The organism is Sphingomonas radiodurans (assembly GCF_020866845.1).
Lineage (GTDB): Bacteria > Pseudomonadota > Alphaproteobacteria > Sphingomonadales > Sphingomonadaceae > Sphingomonas > Sphingomonas radiodurans.
Window position 1 is genome coordinate 3,360,269 of sequence record NZ_CP086594.1, and the last position, 18,283, is coordinate 3,378,551.

At 68.9% G+C, this 18,283-nt stretch carries 15 protein-coding genes; 12 read left to right on the forward strand and 3 right to left on the reverse strand.

Features of this window, described 5'->3' with window-relative positions:
• Positions 1 to 113: 113 nt before the first annotated feature.
• Together LLW23_RS15860 and LLW23_RS15865 are read right to left on the reverse strand one after the other, a co-directional pair.
• Positions 114 to 776: a hypothetical protein gene (locus tag LLW23_RS15860; RefSeq protein ID WP_228946462.1), complete on the reverse strand. Its 663-nt coding sequence runs from the start codon at positions 774 to 776 to the stop codon at positions 114 to 116.
• Between the two features lie 5 nt (positions 777 to 781).
• The gene (locus tag LLW23_RS15865) at positions 782 to 1,054 is read right to left on the reverse strand and encodes an acyl carrier protein (RefSeq protein WP_228946463.1); all 273 of its coding nucleotides are present in this window, start codon (positions 1,052 to 1,054) and stop codon (positions 782 to 784) included.
• 76 nt (positions 1,055 to 1,130) lie between these two features.
• Between LLW23_RS15865 and LLW23_RS15870 the strand changes: the two genes are divergently transcribed.
• The 12 genes from LLW23_RS15870 to LLW23_RS15925 all read left to right on the forward strand — a co-directional run bounded on the left by LLW23_RS15870 (position 1,131) and on the right by LLW23_RS15925 (position 16,400).
• Positions 1,131 to 2,633, forward strand: a complete 1,503-nt coding sequence (locus tag LLW23_RS15870; protein WP_228948606.1) for an AMP-binding protein — start codon at positions 1,131 to 1,133, stop codon at positions 2,631 to 2,633.
• Positions 2,630 to 3,859: a pyridoxal-dependent decarboxylase, exosortase A system-associated gene (locus tag LLW23_RS15875; protein WP_228946464.1), complete on the forward strand. Its 1,230-nt coding sequence runs from the start codon at positions 2,630 to 2,632 to the stop codon at positions 3,857 to 3,859. The genes LLW23_RS15870 and LLW23_RS15875 overlap by 4 nt, the downstream gene beginning before the upstream one ends.
• 100 nt (positions 3,860 to 3,959) lie before the next feature.
• A complete protein-coding gene (locus LLW23_RS15880; RefSeq protein WP_228946465.1) occupies positions 3,960 to 4,604 on the forward strand; it encodes an XrtA/PEP-CTERM system exopolysaccharide export protein in 645 nt (214 codons plus the stop codon).
• Between the two features lie 10 nt (positions 4,605 to 4,614).
• Positions 4,615 to 6,135 carry an XrtA system polysaccharide chain length determinant gene (locus LLW23_RS15885; RefSeq protein WP_228946466.1) on the forward strand — a complete coding sequence of 507 codons (1,521 nt, stop codon included), beginning with the start codon at positions 4,615 to 4,617 and terminating at the stop codon, positions 6,133 to 6,135.
• Positions 6,132 to 7,235 (forward strand): P-loop NTPase, encoded by a 1,104-nt coding sequence (locus tag LLW23_RS15890; protein ID WP_228946467.1) that lies wholly within the window; start codon positions 6,132 to 6,134, stop codon positions 7,233 to 7,235. Before LLW23_RS15885 ends, LLW23_RS15890 begins: the two co-directional genes overlap by 4 nt.
• A 1-nt stretch (position 7,236) precedes the next feature.
• Complete coding sequence (locus tag LLW23_RS15895; protein ID WP_228946468.1) at positions 7,237 to 8,871, forward strand: hypothetical protein; 1,635 nt, start codon at positions 7,237 to 7,239, stop codon at positions 8,869 to 8,871.
• Positions 8,872 to 8,884: 13 nt separating this feature from the next.
• Positions 8,885 to 9,949, forward strand: coding sequence for an ExeA family protein (locus LLW23_RS15900; RefSeq protein ID WP_228946469.1), 1,065 nt, complete (start codon positions 8,885 to 8,887; stop codon positions 9,947 to 9,949).
• A 52-nt stretch (positions 9,950 to 10,001) separates the two neighbouring features.
• Positions 10,002 to 10,823, forward strand: coding sequence for an XrtA system polysaccharide deacetylase (locus tag LLW23_RS15905; protein ID WP_228948607.1), 822 nt, complete (start codon positions 10,002 to 10,004; stop codon positions 10,821 to 10,823).
• Positions 10,820 to 11,842, forward strand: coding sequence for a FemAB family XrtA/PEP-CTERM system-associated protein (locus tag LLW23_RS15910; protein WP_228946470.1), 1,023 nt, complete (start codon positions 10,820 to 10,822; stop codon positions 11,840 to 11,842). The genes LLW23_RS15905 and LLW23_RS15910 overlap by 4 nt, the downstream gene beginning before the upstream one ends.
• A complete protein-coding gene (locus LLW23_RS15915; protein WP_228946471.1) occupies positions 11,843 to 12,994 on the forward strand; it encodes a TIGR03087 family PEP-CTERM/XrtA system glycosyltransferase in 1,152 nt (383 codons plus the stop codon).
• On the forward strand, positions 12,991 to 14,508 hold the full coding sequence (gene xrtA / locus LLW23_RS15920) for an exosortase A (protein WP_228946472.1): 1,518 nt from the start codon (positions 12,991 to 12,993) through the stop codon (positions 14,506 to 14,508). Before LLW23_RS15915 ends, xrtA begins: the two co-directional genes overlap by 4 nt.
• Positions 14,508 to 16,400 (forward strand): XrtA/PEP-CTERM system amidotransferase, encoded by a 1,893-nt coding sequence (locus LLW23_RS15925; RefSeq protein WP_228946473.1) that lies wholly within the window; start codon positions 14,508 to 14,510, stop codon positions 16,398 to 16,400. Before xrtA ends, LLW23_RS15925 begins: the two co-directional genes overlap by 1 nt.
• 133 nt (positions 16,401 to 16,533) lie before the next feature.
• Here the strand turns inward: LLW23_RS15925 and LLW23_RS15930 are convergent, their stop codons facing one another.
• Positions 16,534 to 18,222, reverse strand: a complete 1,689-nt coding sequence (locus tag LLW23_RS15930) for a M1 family metallopeptidase (RefSeq protein ID WP_228946474.1) — start codon at positions 18,220 to 18,222, stop codon at positions 16,534 to 16,536.
• Positions 18,223 to 18,283: the final 61 nt, after the last annotated feature.

The following is an 18,283-nucleotide window of genomic DNA, read 5'->3' on the forward strand; positions in this document are numbered from 1 at the left end:
CGTAATGCCGGCCCCGTGCCGGCATCCACCCATCCACGAGCCCCACCTGCGTAGAATGCGCGGCCACGTGGATGCCGGGACGAGCCCGGCATGACGGCCGTGAGCTGAACGCATCAGGAGTTTACCCAGTCGAAGACATCGTCGGCGATCACCGCCTGCAAGCTCGCATCGATGCCCGGCTCCACTGTCCGCCACAACGCCGCCCCCGGCACCTTCCGGTCCGCCGCCTTCGGATCACTCTCCAACCGCACCACGCGCAACGGCCCGGCCGTAGCGACCTCCGCCACCGCCATCCCCTCGATCATCCCCGCCGAAAGCACATTCCCGGCGAAATCCTCGCCCCCCGCCACCCGCCGCACCCGCTCAAGCTCCCGCACCAGCCCAGCCCCAGACTGCGGCGCCAGATACCACCGGCTCGCCACCACCGCCTCGCCATCCACCAAAGCGCCTCCGCGCCAGGCGACCACATGCACCGCCCCGCCGACCGCGCTGCAAGCCGCAGCAAAGGCGGCACGCCAAATCGCCAAAGTCGCATCGGAAGTCGCCCAAAGGCTCTCGCCCGTCCCCGGCAGGTCAGGCAACACACCCGCAATCCCCCGCGCCGCCAGCCGTCGCAGCACGTCCACCATCGCCGCGCGCGTCCTGTTGCCCTCCTCGAACAGCGGCAGCGCGGCGACGACCACAGGCGCGCCGTCCTCAGGCCCGAAGCGCAGCATCGCCTCGCGCCCACCAGCCCAATCATAGTACGCGATCCGCGGGCCGGGCTCACCGGCCATCAGCGTCAGGCCAGCGCCTTGTCGGCCGCGAACCGCGTCAGCGCGCCGAACGTCTCGAGCATTTCGCCGTCGACCTCGTCATCGTCGATCACGATCCCCAGCCGATCCTCGATCTCGGTGAGCACGCCGGCAACGGCCATCGAATCCAGCTCGGGCAGCGCGCCGAACAGCGGCGTCGTCTCGTCGAACGCGGCGACGCGCGCATCGGAAAGTCCCAGAACATCGCGGAGCACCGCGCGGACCGTCGTGTCGACCTGTGCCTTTGCTACCGAAATCACCCAAGTCCCCGAATTGTTGCAGCGCCGTTAAGCCGGGGGGATGAATTCCGCAACGCCCCGGCGCTATGGGGGCGTGATGGTGCCGCTCGATCCTGTCCCGAAACCGATCGATCACGTGCTGGCCGGCGCGCCCGATGCGCCGGCGCTCGTCGATCGCGCCGGCACGCTGAGCGTCGCGCAAGCCGAGGAGCGCGCCGCCCAGCTCGCCGGCTGGCTCGCCGCGCAGCGCTTCGCCCCCGGCGACCGCGTCGCAACGTGGCTGCCCAAGACCCGCGAGGCATGCCTGATGCCGCTCGCCGCGCCGCGCGCCGGGCTGGTCCATGTGCCGATCAACCCCCTGCTCAAACGCCCGCAGGTCGCGCACATCCTCGCCGACAGCGGTGCCCGACTGCTGCTGACGCAACCTGCGCGCGCAGCCATGCTCGAACCCGGCGACTCGTCAGGCGTTGCGGTCCACACGCAGGCAGGGCAGGGCGATCCCCTCCCGCGCTCCACCGCCGATCCGCAAGCGCTTGCGGCGATCCTCTACACCTCGGGCTCGACCGGCCGGCCCAAGGGCGTGATGTTGAGCCACGCGAACCTGTGGCTCGGCGCCAACAGCGTCGCACATTATCTCGGCCTTGTTCCGGAAGACGTCGTGCTCGGCGTCCTTCCGCTCAGCTTCGACTATGGCCAGAACCAGCTCTTCTCGACCTGGGCGGCAGGCGCGACGGTCGCGCCGCTCGACTATCTCACCGCGCGTGACGTGGTGAAGGCGGTCGACCGCGTCGGCGCGACGACGCTCGCTGGCGTGCCGCCGCTGTGGCTGCAATTGCTCGACGCCGACTGGCCCGCCGACACCGCGGCGAAGCTGCGCCGCCTGACCAATTCGGGCGGCGCGCTGACGGTGCGGATGGTGCGCAGCCTTCGCGAACGCTTCCCCGCGGCCGATCTCTACCCGATGTACGGTCTCACCGAAGCCTTCCGCTCGACCTATCTGCCGCCCGCGCTGGTCGATGCGCATCCCGATTCGATGGGCCGCGCGATCCCGCACGCCGAGGTCATGGTCGTCCGCCCCGACGGCACCAGCGCCGCGCCGGGCGAGCCGGGCGAACTCGTCCACGCCGGCCCGCTCGTCGCGCACGGCTATTGGAACGATCCCGAGCGCACCGCCGCCCGCTTCCGCCAGGCGCCCGGCTTCTCGCAGGCCGGCGGCACCGCGGTCTGGTCCGGCGACACGGTGGTAGCGGACGCCACAGGCCTGCTTCGCTTCGTTGGCCGTGACGACGAGATGATCAAGTCCGCCGGCAACCGCATCAGCCCGGCGGAAGTCGAGGAAGCGGTGATGGCAGGCGGCGAAGCGGCCGAAGCCGTCGCGATCGGCATCCCGGACGCGCGCCTCGGCCAGGCGATCGTCGTCGTCGCGCGCGGCGATGCGTCGGACGAGGCTGCGTTGCGCGAACGACTCAAGCGCGAACTGCCCAACTTCATGCAGCCGGCGCGCTTCGAGTGGCGAAGCGAACTGCCGCGCAACGCCAACGGCAAGCTGGATCGCGCCGCGATCCGCGACGCCGTACGATTGGGGGAGGGCGCACCATGAGCAAACCATTTGGCCCGCTGCCGCCCGAATTCGCGGATCAGACCGGCGCGCTCACGATCGCCGGCCGCCCCGCCGCCGACTGGACCGCCGATCACGGATCCCCGCTGTTCGTCTACGATCCCACAATCGTCGCCACCCGCGTCGCAGGCTTCCGCGCCGCTTTCCCGAGCATCGACCTCCATTACGCGATCAAGGCCAACCCCTGGCCGCCGTTCCTCGCCGCCGTTGCCCCGCTGGTCGATGGCCTCGACGTCGCCTCCGCCGGCGAACTCGCCACCGCACTCACCGTGAAGCCGGCAAAGGCAATCAGCTTCGCCGGCCCCGGCAAGCGCGACGCCGAACTCGAAGCCGCGATCACCGCCGGTTCCACGCTCAACGTCGAGTCCGCCGGCGAAGCCCGCCGCGCGCTCGCCATCGGCGAACGCATCGGCGTCACCCCGCGGCTCGCGGTGCGGGTCAATCCCGACATGGAACTCAAGGGCTCGGGCATGAAGATGGGCGGCCGCCCGTCGCCGTTCGGGATCGATGCCGAGCATGCCGCCGCGGTGGTGCGCGAGATCGTCGCGGCGGGCGCCGACTGGCGCGGCTTCCACATTTTCGCCGGCAGCCAGGCGCTCGACACGCAGGCGATCATCGACACCCAGGCCGCAACGCTCGCGCTTGCCGCCCGCCTTGCCGAGGAAGCCGGCGCCCAGCCACTGCTCGTCAACCTCGGCGGCGGCTTCGGCATCCCCTATTTTCCCGGCGACACCCCCGTCGACATCGCCCGCATCGGCGACGCGCTCGCACAAGCGCTCGCCGGCCGCCCCGATATCCTCGCCAACAGCCGCTTCGCGATCGAACTCGGCCGCTGGCTCGTCGGAGAATGCGGCGTGTATCTCGCGCGCATCGTCGATCGAAAGGAAAGTCGCGGCGAGACCTTCCTGGTCGTCGACGGCGGCCTCCACCACCAACTCGCCGCCAGCGGCAATTTCGGCACCGTCGTGCGCCGCAACTATCCCGTCGCGATCGCGCACTGCATGAACGCCGAGCCCGAAGAGACCGTCTCGATCGTCGGTTGCCTGTGCACCCCGCTCGATCGCCTCGCCGATCGCGTCGCGCTGCCGCGTGCCGAAGTCGGCGATATCGTCGCGATCTTCCTCGCCGGCGCCTATGGTCTTACCGCCAGCCCGGCCGGCTTCCTCGGCCACCCGGCGCCCTCGGAAGTCCTTGGGCGAGCTTCCTAAACGCTATCTTCACCTCTTCCTTTCATAGCCGTTGGTGAGCGCAACCGGCCGTGGAGCAGTTTTCCACGTCCGGCTGATGAGCGCCGACGGAGGTTTTGCGATGCGTTTCTCGCGTGGTTCCAAGGTGTTGCTGGCAGCATCGCTGGCATCGACCGCACTTTCCGGCTGCATGAGCGCGGGGCCGGCCGGCGAGCTGCCGCCCGCTGCCTTCGTGGCGAGCAAGGAACAGCCCGGTGAGGAATATGTCATAGGCCCATTGGATTCGCTGCAGATCTTCGTCTGGCGTAATCCCGAACTGTCGTCGAAGGTGCAGGTCCGCCCCGACGGCCGCATCACGACGCCACTCGTCAACGACATGCCCGCCGTCGGCAAGACGCCCGCGATGCTCGCCGACGACATGAAGCTGGCGCTGCGCGAATATATCAAGGATCCGATCGTCAGCGTCATGGTCGACAGCTTCTCTGGCACGTACAGCCAGCAGGTGCGGATCGTCGGCGCGACCGAGAAGCCCGCCTCGCTGCCGTATCGCGCCAATATGACGCTGCTCGACGCGATGATCGCGGTCGGCGGCCTCAACGAATATGCCGCGGGCAACCGCGCGCGCCTCGTCCGCTACGATCGCGCGACGGGCAAGCAGAAGGAATACAATCTTCGCCTGGGCCGCTTGCTCAAGAACGGCGATTCGAGCGCGAACGTGCGGCTGGAGCCGGGCGACGTGATCATCATCCCCGAGAGCATGTTCTGAGGCCGCTGGCGTGAACGGCATCTTCGAAGAATTCAGGATCGCGACCCATGCGATCTGGACTCGGCGCTGGCTGGCGCTGGGCGTCGCTTGGGGCATTTGCGTGCTCGGCTGGCTGGTCGTCAGCCAGGTGCCGAGCCGCTATGAAAGCCGTGCGCGCGTCTTCGTCCAGATGCGCTCGATCCTCCCGCCCGGCACCGATGGCGCCGCGATGGGGCAGGATCAGCGCGACGTCGATACCGTGCGCCAGACGCTCACCTCGGCGGTGAACCTCGAAAAGGTCGTCCGCGGCACCGATCTCGCCAAGACGGTCTCCACCGATCGCGACATTGCCGATCGCGCCGCCGGCTTGCAGCAGTCGATCAAGATCACCGCGCAGCAGGACAATCTCTTCGAGATCGTCACCACCGCCGCGACGCCCAAGCTCGCCACCAGCATCACGCAGAAGCTGATCGACATCTTCGTCGAGACGAACCTGTCCGGCGATCGCATGCAGAACAGCCAGTCGCTGCAATTCCTCGACGGGCAATTGCAGTCGCTCGGTGCGAAGCTGCAGGATGCCGAGGCGAAGCGCGCCGATTTCCAGAACCGCTATCTTGGCTCGTTGCCTGGCACGGGATCGGTCAGCGATCGGATGGGCGCGGCGCGCGCTCAGATGAGCCAGGTCGACAACGATCTGGGGGCGGCCAGTTCCAGCCTTGCGGCATTGCAGGGCCAGCTCGCCGGCACGCCGCAGAGCATCGCCGGCGCGGGGATCGCGCCCGGCGTCGGCCCGGCGCGCGCACGCGTCGCTGCGATCCAGGGCCAGCTCGCCGATGCGCGCGGCCGCGGCTATACCGAGAATCACCCAGACGTCGTCGCGCTGAAGGCGCAGCTGTCGCAGGCGCAGGGCGCCGCGCGTGGCGAGCCGATGACAGGTGGTGCTGGTGGCGGCATGCCTAATCCGGCGTATCTCTCGCTGCAGTCGATGCTCGCCGATCGTCAGGCGAGCGTCGCCGCGCTGCGCATGCGCAAGGCGCAGCTGCAGGGCGATCTCGACACGCTCAACGCAAAGCTCGCCGGCGATCCCGAAGTCGCCGCGCAGCAAGGCGAGATCGAGCGCAACTATACCGTGCTGAAGGACCAGTATGATCGCCTGCTGGCGCAGCGCGAACAGGTGAACCTGCGCAGCCAGGCGCAGACGCAGACCGACGCGGTGAAGTTCAGCGTGATCGATCCACCGACGCAACCACGCACGCCGACCGCGCCCAATCGCCCGCTGCTGCTCACCGGCGTGCTCATCGCGGGCCTGTTCGGCGGGATCGCCGCGGCCTTCGCGATGGCCAAGCTCCAGGCGACCTTCGCAACGGCGCAGCGGCTCGAGAAGGCGTCGGGCATGCCAGTGATCGGCTCGGTCGGCGAGATGCTGACGCGCTTCCAGGCCGAACAGCGCAAGAAGCAGCTCAAGCTCTTCGCCGGCGGGCTCGGCGCGCTTGGCGTCGGCTATGTGGCGCTGCTCGGCGTCGAAATGCTCCAGCGGGGTCTAGCGGCATGACGAACGCCACCAAGCGCCACGAGGATTCGCTCATCGAGCGGGCCGCCAAGGTCTATGATTTCGGCGCACACCTGCGGCGGCGTGATCCCGCACCGCAGTCCGATGCTGATACTTCTCACCGTCACCCCGGCCTTGAGCCGGGGTCCCGCTCGCCTTTGGACGCGGGAAACAGCGGGACCCCGGGTCAAGCCCGGGGTGACGAGGATACGGGTTCGCTCGATCTAACCCTAGACCTCATCCACGCCGCGCCACCCCCGCCGCTCGGCGCCGAGAAGCTGTCGCCCGAAGCCGCCGCCACGCTCGCCGCGATCCCGCCCGAGTTGCGCGCCGGCGCCGAGCCGACAACCGAGGGCGAGTTGCTGCCCCCCGGCATCGCGCACATCGATCGCACGATGTTGGCCGAAAAGGGCATGCTCGTTCCCGGCGCACCGATCGGCGCGCTGGCCGAGGAATTCCGCCTCGTGAAGCGCCAGCTGCTGCTCAATGCCCGCGCGATCGTGCAGGGGCCGCTCGGCCAGCGCGCGCGCACCATCCTCGTCGGATCGGGCAAGCCGGGCGACGGCAAGACCTTCTGCGCGATCAACCTAGCGATCAGCCTCGCCGCCGAGCGCGATGTCGAAGTGGTGCTGGTCGACGGCGATTTCGCGAAGCCCGACGTCATGGCCTCGCTTGGCCTCGACGATTCGACCGGCTTCCTCGACATGCTCGGCGATCCGACGGTCGATCCCGAAAGCTGCATCGTGCGCACTGATGTGCCGCAGCTGTCGCTGTTGCCCGCCGGCAAGCGGACGCACGCCGATACCGAGCTGCTCGCCAGCGCGCGTACCGGCGAGATCATCGATCAGCTGCTCGCCGCCAATCCGCAGCGGATCATCGTGTTCGATACGCCGCCCGCGCTCGCGGCGTCGCCCGCTTCGGTGCTGGCGCTGCTCGTCGGCCAGGTGATGCTGGTGGTCCGCGCCGATCGTACGACGGAGGCCGACGTGCGCGAGGCGGTGAACCTGCTCGACGGCTGCGAACGCATCAGCCTCGTCCTCAATTCAGTATCTTACGAGCCCGGCCGCGGCCGGTTCGGCAGCTATTACGGCCAGGAGAAGTGACGTGTTGAGGCCTCGGAACCAGACGCTGGGCTACGGCATCGCGCTGGCGATGATCCTAGTCGCCAGCGGCGCGCAGGCGCAGGCGCAGGCGCGCAATCGTTATGTGCAGCCGTATATCGAGCTCGCGCAGATCATCGACGCCGATCTCACCAACGACGATGTCGTCACCTATTCGCAGATCGCGGTCGGGATCGACGCCGGCGTCACTGGCCGTCGCGCCGAGGCGCAGGTCAGCTATCGCTACGAACGCCGCATCCAGTGGGATGATCGCCTCGCCGACGACGATGTCCACACCGGCCTCGCGCGTGCGTCGGTCACCGTCGCGCCGGGCTTCTCGCTTGAGGGCGGCGCGGTCGCGACGCGCTCGCGCGTCGACATCCGCGGCGCTGCGCCCGGCAATCTGACGGGCAACGTCGACAATATCACGCAGGTCTATTCGGTCTACGCCGGCCCCAGCGTGTCGACCGCCGTCGGCCCGGTGCAGATCGCCGGCTCGGTGTTCGGCGGCTACACCAAGGTCGAAGTCCCCAACGCGACCGGGGTCGCGGCGGGTGGCGAGCGGCTCGACTATTTCGACGATTCCAAGAACGTCGTCGCGCAGGCCTCTGTCGGCGTCGCGGCGGGCACCGTCCTGCCGGTCGGCGTCACCGTCAGCGGCGCCTATGAGCGCGAAGAGGCGGGCCAGCTCGATCAGCGCTACGAAGGCTGGTTCGGCCGCGGCGACGTGACGCTGCCGGTCAGCCGCACTGTCGCGATCCGCGGCGGCGTCGGCTATGAGAAGATCGAGACGAGCCAGCGGGACGCGCTGGTCGATGCGAATGGCGATGCGGTGGTCGACGGCAATGGCCGCTTCGTCACCGATCCCAACTCGCCGCAACGCATCGCCTACAACACCGATGGCCTGATCTACGACGCTGGCGTCATCTGGCGCCCGAGCCCGCGGCTCGAGCTGACCGCAAATGCCGGCTGGCGTTATGGCGGCGAGACCTACACCGGCACGCTCAGCTGGGCGATGGCGCGTGACACGGGCCTGCAGGTGTCGGTGTACGACGGCATCGAGACGTTCGGCCGCCAGCTCCGCGATGGCCTGCGCGACACGCCAACCGCGTTCCAGGGCAACGCCAGCCCGTTCGGCCAGCAATTCAACGGCTGCGTCTTCGGCAGCCAGCCCGGCGAAGGCGGGCAGGGCGCGGGCGGCTGCCTCAACGACGTGTTCCAGTCGATCTCCACCGCCAGCTATCGCGCGCGCGGGATCGACGGCGTGGTCTCCACCACGCGCGGCCGCACGAGCTACGGCGTCGGCGCTGGCTATGCCAACCGCAAGCTTTACGCGCCACGCGTCGCGCCGGGGACGACCGTGTTCGGCGTCACCGACGAAAGCTATTACGCGCAGCTGTTCTGGTCGCGCGCGCTCAGCCGCGTGTCGCAACTCGACGCTAACCTGTTCGCCAATTATTATGAGAGCGGCCTGCCCGGGTCGGATGGCGTGGTCGGCGTGAACGCCACCGGCACCTACAGCCACCAGTTCGGCCGGCTCGGCACGATCGCGTCGCTGGGTGTCTACACCTTCGATCAGGAAGGCATCGATAGCCAATGGTCGGCGCAAGCGTTGCTCGGCGCTCGGTACACGTTCTAAGGAAGCGAACGGCATGTACGAAGAACATTTCGGCCTAACCGACAAGCCGTTCCAGCTGACGCCGGACGCGCGTTTCTGGTTCGATTCGGCAACGCACCGCAAGGCGATGGCGTATCTCGGCTATGGCCTCGCGCAGGGCGAGGGCTTCATCGTCATCACCGGCGATATCGGCGCCGGCAAGACGACGCTCGTCGCGCATGTCACCGAGCAGATCGATCCCGCGAACCTCAACGTCATCAAGATCGTCTCGACCGCGATCGAGGCGGAGGATCTGCTGCGCATCGTCGCGACCGGGCTCGATATCGACGCGCCGGGCAAGTCCAAGGCCGAGCTGCTGACGATGATCGAGTGCGGGCTCCACGCCATCGCACGCACCGGTCGCCGCACATTGCTGATCGTCGACGAGGCGCAGGCGCTCCCCGTGTCGGCGCTCGAAGAGCTGCGCATGCTCTCGAACTTCCAGGCCGGCGGCCGCGCGATGCTGCAGATCTTCCTGCTCGGCCAGCCCGAATTCCGCGAGCGCCTCAACGGCTCTGACCGGCTCGAGCAATTGCGCCAGCGTGTGATCGCGATCCATCACCTAGATCCGATGGATCCCGACGAAATCGCCGATTACATCGGGCATCGCCTCCGCATCGCTGGCTGGCAGGGTTCGCCCGATTTCGCCGAGAACGCCTTCCCAGTGCTGCATCGCGCCACTGGCGGCGTGCCGCGGCGGCTGAACCAGCTTATGGGCCGCGTCATGCTGCATGCTGCGATCACCGATGCGAAGCTGATCGATGCGTCACTCGTCAACGCGGTGCGCGCCGATGCCGCGCGCGATCTACCCAGCGCCGCGCGCACCGCCCCGATCATGCGCGCCGTTCCCTCCGATCCACCCCCGGCCGCCACCCCCGCAGCCCCCGAGATCGCCGCGGCAGATCCGCAGCTCGTCGCGCGGATCGCAGCACTGGAAGCGCGCGTCGAGGAACAGGATGCCGCGCTGCGCCGCGTCCTGACGCTACTAGTCGACTGGGTCGAAAGCGATGCGCCGGCACCGCGCGGCGGCTTGGAGGCGGTGCGCGGCGCCGCGGCGTGACGTGAACGCGCCGTTCAAGCTCCCCGAGGCCCGGACGGCGATCGTCAACGGCATGTCGGTCGATGTTGAGGAATATTTCCAGGTCGGCGCGTTCGAGCGCACGATCCCCAAAAGCACGTGGGATCAATTCGATAGCCGCGTCGCGACCAACACCGGCATGGTCCTCGACCTGTTCGCCGAAAGCGGCGTGCGCGCGACCTTCTTCACGCTCGGCTGGGTCGCGCACCGCCACCCCGCGCTGATTCGCCGCATCGTCGCCGAAGGCCACGAGATCGCCAGCCACGGCTGGGATCACCAACGTGTCTTCACGATGAATCACAATCACTTCCGCGCCGATCTTGCGAAGGCGCGCGAGGCGCTGGAAAATGCCGCCGGCGTCGCCGTGACCGGGTACCGGGCGCCCAGCTTCTCGATCGATGCCCGCACCCCCTGGGCGCACCAGGTGCTCGCCGAGGAAGGCTATGCCTATTCCTCCAGCGTCGCGCCGATCGCGCACGATCACTACGGCTGGCGTGATAGCCCGCGCTTCCCGTGGCGCCCGCTCGCCGACAGCGACCTCATCGAACTCCCTGTATCCGTTGCCGAACTGGCCGGACGGCGCATGGCGGTCGGCGGTGGCTTCTTCCGACTGCTCCCCGCGGCGTTGACCGACGTCGCCGTCCGCCAGTCCAATAGCGCCGGTCACGGCGGCATGTTCTATTTCCACCCTTGGGAAGTCGACCCCGGCCAGCCCCGCGTCGCCGGCGCGCCGCTGCGCTCCAAAGTCAGGCATTACAGCCGCTTGAGCGCGATGGCTGGCAAGCTGCGCAAGCTGATCGCCCGCCACCATTGGGGCCGCGTCGACGCCGTCGCCGCGATGGAGCGCCGCTGGTGAACGCCCACACCGCGATCCTCGGCGAGCTGACCGTCCGCGAAGCGGCTGGCGACGACGCCCGCATCGCCGCGTTCGTCCGCGCGCACCCCGACGCGACGCCATTCCACCTCCCCGCCTGGAGCCGCGCGGTCGAGCGCGGCTGCGGCCAGCGCGCGCGCTTCCTGATCGCCGAACGCGAGGGGCGCATCGTCGGCCTGCTGCCACTCACCGAGATGCGCTCGCCTCTGTTCGGCAAGGCACTGGTATCAGCCGGCTTCGCGGTCGACGGCGGCATCCTGGGTGACGGCATCGAGCCACTCGCCGCCGCCGCGCGCGCCTTCACCTATCCCTCGATCGAACTGCGCGGCGGCCCCGCGCCGAGCGGCTGGGCGACCGACACTACCACCTATCTCGGCTTCACCCGCCCACTCGCCGCCGACGACGAGGCCGAACTCCTCACCATCCCGCGCAAGCAGCGTGCCGAGGTGCGCAAGGCGCTCGCGAACGATCTCGAAATCGTCATCGGCGGGCCGGACCTCGCCGACGAACATTACCGGATCTACGCCGAGTCCGTCCGCAACCTCGGCACGCCGGTCTTCCCGCGCCGGCTGTTCCGCGAAGTCCTTGCCACGATGGACGCCGACATCCTCACCGTCCGCCACCAGGGCGTCGCGGTCGCCAGCGTCCTCAGCCTGTACTTTAATGGCACCGTCTATCCCTATTGGGGCGGCGGCACCGAGGCGGCACGCGGGCTTCGCGCCAACGACCGGATGTATTTCGCGTTGATGGCGCATGCCCGCGCGCGTGGCTGCACGCGCTTCGATTTCGGCCGCTCGAAGGCCGGCACCGGCCCGGCCGCGTTCAAGAAGAACTGGGGCTTCGAAGGCGTCCCGCTCGCCTATGCCAAATGGTCGTCCGGCCCCGCGCGTGAGGTCAATCCGCTGAACCCCAAATATGCGCTAATGGTGCGCACGTGGAAAAAGCTGCCGCTGCCGGTCGCGATGCTGATCGGACCGTGGATCAGCCGCGGGCTTGGCTAGGTGGAAGTCCTTTTCTTGGCGCACCGCGCGCCGTTCCCGCCCGACCGCGGAGACCGGATCCGCAGCTACAACATCTTGAAATACCTCGCCGCACGTGCCCGCGTGCATCTCGTCGCATTTACCGACGATGGCACCGAAATCGCCCCCCAGCACCGCGCAATGGTCGACGAATGCGTGCTCGTCCGGCGCACCAAATCCCAGTCACGCGCCGCGATCGAAGCCCTCGCGACCGGCAAACCAGTATCGCTAATCGCCTTTGCAGACCCGCGGCTCGCTTCAGCGGTCGCCGACATCCTCGCCCGCCGCCCGATCGACGCGATCTACGCCTTCTCCGGCCAAATGGCGCAATACCTGCCAGCCACCGGCCCCCGAGCCGTGATGGATTTCGTCGATCTCGATTCCGCCAAGTTCGCCGCCTACGCGAACGACGCGCACGGCCTGATGCGCTGGATGATGCAGCGCGAGGCGCGCCTGCTCGGCGCCTACGAGCGCACGGTGGCCGCTAAGGTCCACGCCAGCCTGTTCGTCAGCGCCCCCGAAGCCGCGCTGCTTCCTGGCAGCCGCACGCTCGAAAACGGCATCGACACATTGTTCTACGACCCCGCGACACTCCCGGTCGCCGCGCCACAGCCGCTGTTGGTCTTCACCGGCCAGATGGATTACCGCCCGAATGTCGATGCGGTGATCTCGTTCGCGCGTGAGGTGCTACCGCAGCTGCCGACCGCGCATTTCGCGATCGTCGGCCGCGCGCCGACCCCCGCCGTTCGCGCGCTCGCGAGCGAGAACGTCACCGTCACCGGCGAAGTCGCAGACGTTCGCGGCTGGCTCGCCGCGGCAGACGTGGTGGTTGCGCCGCTGAAACTCGCCCGCGGCATCCAGAACAAGGTGCTCGAAGCGATGGCGATGGCGCGCCCGATCGTCGCCAGCCCCGCCGCCGCCGAGGGGATCGACCATGCCGGCACGATCCGCGTCGCCGACGACGCCACCGCCTTCGCCGCAACGATCGCCGCCCTGATCGCCGATCACCCCGCCGCGCAAGCGCTTGGGCACGCCGCCCGACGGCAAGCCATCGCCCGCTACGGCTGGGACGCGCGCCTCGCCCCGCTCGACGCCTTGCTCGCGCTATCGCACACCAAACGCGCTGCGGCATGACGGTCGCGCTCCCCCGCTCGACCTTCGCGATGCCCGCGATCTGGCGCCGTCACCTGATCGCGCTCGCGCTGGTTGCAGTGGTGATCCTGCTGCTCTTCCGCCGCGATCTCGACGATCTGCTGACGATCTGGTGGACCAGCACCACCTACAGCCACTGCCTCTTCATCGCCCCCGTCGTCGCCTGGCTCGTCTGGGCGCGCCGCGCCGAGCTCGCGCAGCTTCAGCCGCAATCCTGGTGGCCCGGTCTCGCGCTCGTCGGCGCGGGCGGCTTCGGCTGGCTGCTCGGCGAAGCGGCCGGCGTCGCCTTCGCGCGCCAGTTCGGGCTGGTGATGATGCTCCAGGGCGCGGTCATCACGATCCTCGGCCCGCACGTCGCCCGCGGCCTCGCCTTCCCGCTCGCCTACGCCTTCTTCATGGTCCCGTTCGGCGAATCGCTCGAACCGCCGCTCCAGGCGGTGACGGTGGCGATGGTGATGCCGCTGCTCCACCTCGTCGGCGTGCCCGCCGAGGTCGATGGCGTCCTGATCCACGCCGGCCGCTATTATTTTGAAGTGGCCGAGGCCTGCTCGGGCTCGAAGTTCGTGCTCTCGATGCTTGCATACGGCGTGCTCGTCGCCAACGTCTGCTTCCGCTCGTGGACACGCCGCGCGCTGTTCATGGTCGTGGCGCTCGTCGTGCCGATCCTCGCCAATGGTGTCCGCGCGTTCGGCACGATCTACGCCGCCGACCTGACCAGCCTCGAGGCCGCGACCGGCTTCGATCACATCGTTTACGGCTGGGTCTTCTTCGGCCTGGTAATGCTGGCGGTGATGGCCGCCGGCTGGCGCTGGTTCGATCGCGCGCCTGACGATCCCGCGTTCGACCCAAGCACGCTCACCCCGCCGCGCCGTCACCGCCTCGCGCTCGCCCCCGCCGCATTGCTGGTGCTCGCAACCGCCGCGATTGCCCCAAGCTGGTCCGGCGCGATCGCCGGCCGCGCCCAGCCGCTCCCGCCCCGCCTGTCACTCCCACAAGTCCCCGGCTGGACCCGCGCGCCGGTCAGCACGCGAGCCCCGTGGGAACCGCACTATCCCACCGCCGACCACCGCCTATTCGGCCGCTACGTCGACCGCCAAGGCAATGCCGTCGATCTAGCCGTCGCCGTGTTCGCCGAGCAGCACGAGGGCAAGGAGATCGTCTCCTACGGCACCGGCGTGCTGCGCGAAGGTGATCGCTGGATCCGCGTCGCCGATCTCGCGCCGATCGACGGCGGTTCGGCAATGCGCATGACCGCGCCCGGACCAGTAGAGCGCGTGGTTGCGACGTGGTACCGCGTCGGCGGAATCGTGACCAACCAGCCCATCACCGTCAAACTCGCCACGCTGAAGGCGCGCCTCATCGGCGGCGAACCCGCCGCTGTCGCGCTACATCTGTCGGCGGAGACGCGACCCGGCCGCGACCCCGCCGTGGCGGTCGCCAGCTTCCGCGCCGCGCTCGGCCCGATCGATCAGGCGACCGCGCGGATCCTGCGCTGATGTGCGGGCTCGCCGGCCTCTATTATCCCGAGACTCCCAAACCGGTCGATCCCGCGCGCATCCGCGCGATGACCGACGCGATGGCCGTCCGCGGCCCGGACGGGGACGGGGTGTGGACCGCGCCCGGCGTCGGCCTCGGCCATCGCCGCCTCTCGATCATCGACGTCGCCGGCTCGCCGCAGCCGATGCACGATGCGTCGGGCGCGCTGTCGATCCTCTTCAACGGCTGCATCTACAACTATCAGGAATTGCGCGTCGAACTCGCCGCCAAGGGCTGGGCATTCCAGACCGCGGGTGACACCGAAGTCCTGCTCGCTGGCTGGGCGATCTGGGGCGTGCGCATGCTCGATCGCCTCAACGGCATGTTCGCCTTCGTCATCCACGATGCGCGCACGCAGCGCCTGTTCATGGCGCGCGATCGGCTCGGGGTGAAGCCGCTCCACTATGCCCGGCTCGCCGATGGCGCGCTCGCCTTCGCCTCCGAGCTGAAGGGCCTGATCGCGCACCCGCTGCTCCGCCGCGTGCCCGATATCCGCGCGGTCGAGGATTTCCTCGCCTTCAACTACGTCCCCGACGATGCCTGCATCGTCGCCGGCGTCCACAAGCTCCCCGCCGGCCATTACCTGCTGATCGAGCGCGGCAAGCCAGTGCCCGCGCCGGTGCAATGGTGGGACGTTTCCTTCGCCGACCGCGCGAAGGGTTCCGCGAAAGCGCTCGAGGAAGAACTCGTCGAACACATGCGTACCGCCGTCCGCTCGCGATTGGTGTCGGACGTGCCGCTCGGCGCCTTCCTCTCGGGCGGCGTCGACAGCAGCGCGGTCGTCGCACTGATGGCCGAAGAAACGCCGCACGCCGTGCGCACCTGCACGATCGGGTTCGACGAGGCCGGGCATGACGAACGCGCCTACGCCGCCGCCGTCGCCGAGCGCTTCCACACCGACCACCGCTCGCGCGTCGTCCGCTCGGACGATTTCGCGTTGCTCGATCGGCTGGTTGCCGCCTTCGACGAACCCTTCGCCGACGCCTCCGCGCTCGCCACGTACCAGGTCTGTGCGCTCGCCCGCGAAAAGGTCACCGTCGCGCTATCGGGTGACGGCGCCGACGAGATCTTCGCCGGCTACCGCCGCTATCGCTTCCAGGCCGCCGAAGAGCGCGTCCGCAGCCTCGTTCCCGAAGGCTTCCGCGCCCGCGTCTTCGGCGGATTGGGCGCGGCCTATCCCAAGGCCGATTGGGCACCACGCGCCTTGCGCGCCAAGACGACGCTCCTCGCGCTCGCCGAGGATGGCGCCGAAGCCTATGCCCGCTCGGTCGGCGTCACCACGCCCGCCACCCGCGCGCTCCTCTTCAGCGACGCCGGCAAGCGCGCACTAGGCGGTCACCGCGCCGAAGATCGCTACCTCGCTGCGATGCGCAACGCCCCAGCGCGCGACGCGATCGACCGCGCGCAATATGCCGACATCAAGATCTGGCTCCCCGGCGACATCCTGACCAAGACCGACCGCACCAGCATGGCCGTCAGCCTCGAAGCACGCGAGCCGCTGCTCGACCACCGTCTCGTCGAGTTCGCCGGCACGCTGCCCGCCAATCTCCGCTTGCGCCGCGGCGAGGGCAAATGGCTGATGAAGAAGGCGATGGAGCGCTATTTGCCCAAGCAAGTGCTTTACCGCCCCAAGATGGGCTTCGTCACCCCCGTCAGCGCCTGGTTCCGCAGCGCGCTCGCGACCGAAGCCGCCGGCCTCGCCCGCTCGCGCACGCTGGCCGACACTGGCTGGTTCGATCTCGAAGCGCTCGGCCGCCTCGCCGAAGCCCACCGCTACGGCCGCGCCGACCACGGCCGGACGCTGTGGCAATTCGTGATGCTCGAACGCAGCCTCAAGCGGGTATTCGGCTGAGGCGTTGAATCTAGCCACCCCCGTCATGCCGGCCTTGTGCCGGCATCCACGTTTCCGCAGACCCCGCGGGCGTAGGAAGCGCGGGACGGTGGATGCCGGCACAAGGCCGGCATGACGAAAGCAACGGGCGTCGCTACTTCCGCGCCTTCGCCTGCCACGCCTGAAACTGCTCCACCGCCACCGACCGCCGCAACACCCGCGCCAGCGGATCGACCACGACATGGGTGCCCGCCGGCACCATCACCTCACCGCGCCCGCCATCCATCGCCACCCGCTCAATCCGCTCGCCCACGCGCACCTCCACCGGCATCGGAAACGCACCGCCCGCCCGCCACTCCAGCCTAAGCCGATCCCCCACCCGCGTGTCGATCAGCTCCGGCAACGCCGCACGCCGCAGATACGCGTCGAAGAACCACCCCAGATCGCGCCCCGTCTCCTCCGCCACGATCGCCTGAAACTCCCGCGTCGAGCCGAACCGCGGCGCAAAATTCCCCGGCTTCGGTTCCACCCGCCCATAAACCAGCCGCCGCGTCGCGCGGAAGAACGCCGCATCCCCGATCAGCCAGCGCAACGTGTGCAGCGTCCACGCGCCCTTGAAATAGATGTCGCCGCCCGCACCCCCCTGCGCCGGCTCGTATACCTCCTCCTCGGTCAGCAGCTTGTCGCGCACCACTGGCGCGCCGTTCGTGATCCGGTTGCGCTGCGCCTCCAGCATCACCGCATAGCGCGCGTCGCCCTCGCGCCACTGGCCGAACAGCGGCTGCATGTAGTTCGCGAAGCCCTCGTGCAGCCAGTAATCGTCCCAGTTCGCCGCGGTCATCTGGTTGGCGAACCATTCGTGGCTGAACTCGTGCTGGAACAGCCAGTCGAACCCCTCGGGCGCCTTGGCATAGCCGTTGCCGTAGGCGTTGATGGTCTGGTGCTCCATGCCCATGTGCGGCGTCTCGACTACGCCCAGCTTCTCGTCGCCAAACGGGTAGGGGCCGATGACTTCCTCGAAGAAGTCGAGCGTCGGTGCGAACTCGTCGAACAGCGCTTTCGCCTGCGCCGCCTTGCCCGGCAAATGCCAGTAATGCAGCGCGATCTCATTGCCGAAGCGGCTGCGATAGGTGCCCCGGATCTCCTCATACGGCCCCACCGCGAGCGCGATCGCATAGGTGTTCGGCTGCCGCGCGCGCCAGTTCCAGCGCGTGCGCCCGTCGGGCAGCGCATCCACGCCAAGCAGCCGCCCGTTCGCCGGCGCCTTCAGCCCCGCCGGCACGACGATGTGCAGGTCGACCGACTTCGGCTCCCCGGCGGGAAAATCGAGGCACGGCCACAGCAAGTCACAGCCATAGCCCTCGGTCGTCGTCGCGACCCACGGCTGGCCGTCCGGCGTCGCCGACCAGACCACGCCATCGTCCCACGGCGCATTGCGCGCGACATGCGGCGTGCCGCCATACGTGATCCGCACGCTCACTTTGTCCCCGGCGGCGAGCGGGCCGGGGAGGGCGATCGTCAGCTGCCCCTCGGGATTGCTCCACGCCGCCTTCGCCAGTTCGCGCCCGTCGATCGCGATCGCTGATACCGGCAGGTTGCGATCGAGGTCGATCACCAGCCGCGTCAGCGGCGCGCGCGCGGTGAAGTCGAGCGTCGCCACGCCATTGATTCGCTGCCGCTTGGGCAACACTTCGAACGCGAGATCGGCGTGCTCGAACGTCACCGCGGTCTGCTCCGCCGGCCGCGCCCCACCCGACCGCTGCGTCTGCGCGGTCAGCGGCGGCTCGCCCTTGGCAGGCAGCGCGGCGGCGGCCACGGCGAGCAGGAAAGTGACTGTCATCATGCCTTACAAACGCAGCGATTGATGGATGCGTCTTTCGCCCCATATAAGCCGTAGCTGCCGC

Excerpts from the sequence above, each read along its gene's own strand:
- LLW23_RS15860 (WP_228946462.1), bottom strand. The coding sequence starts at position 776 with ATGGCCGGTGAGCCCGGCCCGCGGATCGCGTACTATGATTGGGCTGGT.
- LLW23_RS15870 (WP_228948606.1), top strand. The coding sequence starts at position 1,131 with ATGGTGCCGCTCGATCCTGTCCCGAAACCGATCGATCACGTGCTGGCC.
- LLW23_RS15875 (WP_228946464.1), top strand. The coding sequence starts at position 2,630 with ATGAGCAAACCATTTGGCCCGCTGCCGCCCGAATTCGCGGATCAGACC.
- LLW23_RS15880 (WP_228946465.1), top strand. The coding sequence starts at position 3,960 with ATGCGTTTCTCGCGTGGTTCCAAGGTGTTGCTGGCAGCATCGCTGGCA.
- LLW23_RS15890 (WP_228946467.1), top strand. The coding sequence starts at position 6,132 with ATGACGAACGCCACCAAGCGCCACGAGGATTCGCTCATCGAGCGGGCC.
- LLW23_RS15900 (WP_228946469.1), top strand. The coding sequence starts at position 8,885 with ATGTACGAAGAACATTTCGGCCTAACCGACAAGCCGTTCCAGCTGACG.
- LLW23_RS15905 (WP_228948607.1), top strand. The coding sequence starts at position 10,002 with ATGTCGGTCGATGTTGAGGAATATTTCCAGGTCGGCGCGTTCGAGCGC.
- xrtA (WP_228946472.1), top strand. The coding sequence starts at position 12,991 with ATGACGGTCGCGCTCCCCCGCTCGACCTTCGCGATGCCCGCGATCTGG.
- LLW23_RS15925 (WP_228946473.1), top strand. The coding sequence starts at position 14,508 with ATGTGCGGGCTCGCCGGCCTCTATTATCCCGAGACTCCCAAACCGGTC.
- LLW23_RS15930 (WP_228946474.1), bottom strand. The coding sequence starts at position 18,222 with ATGATGACAGTCACTTTCCTGCTCGCCGTGGCCGCCGCCGCGCTGCCT.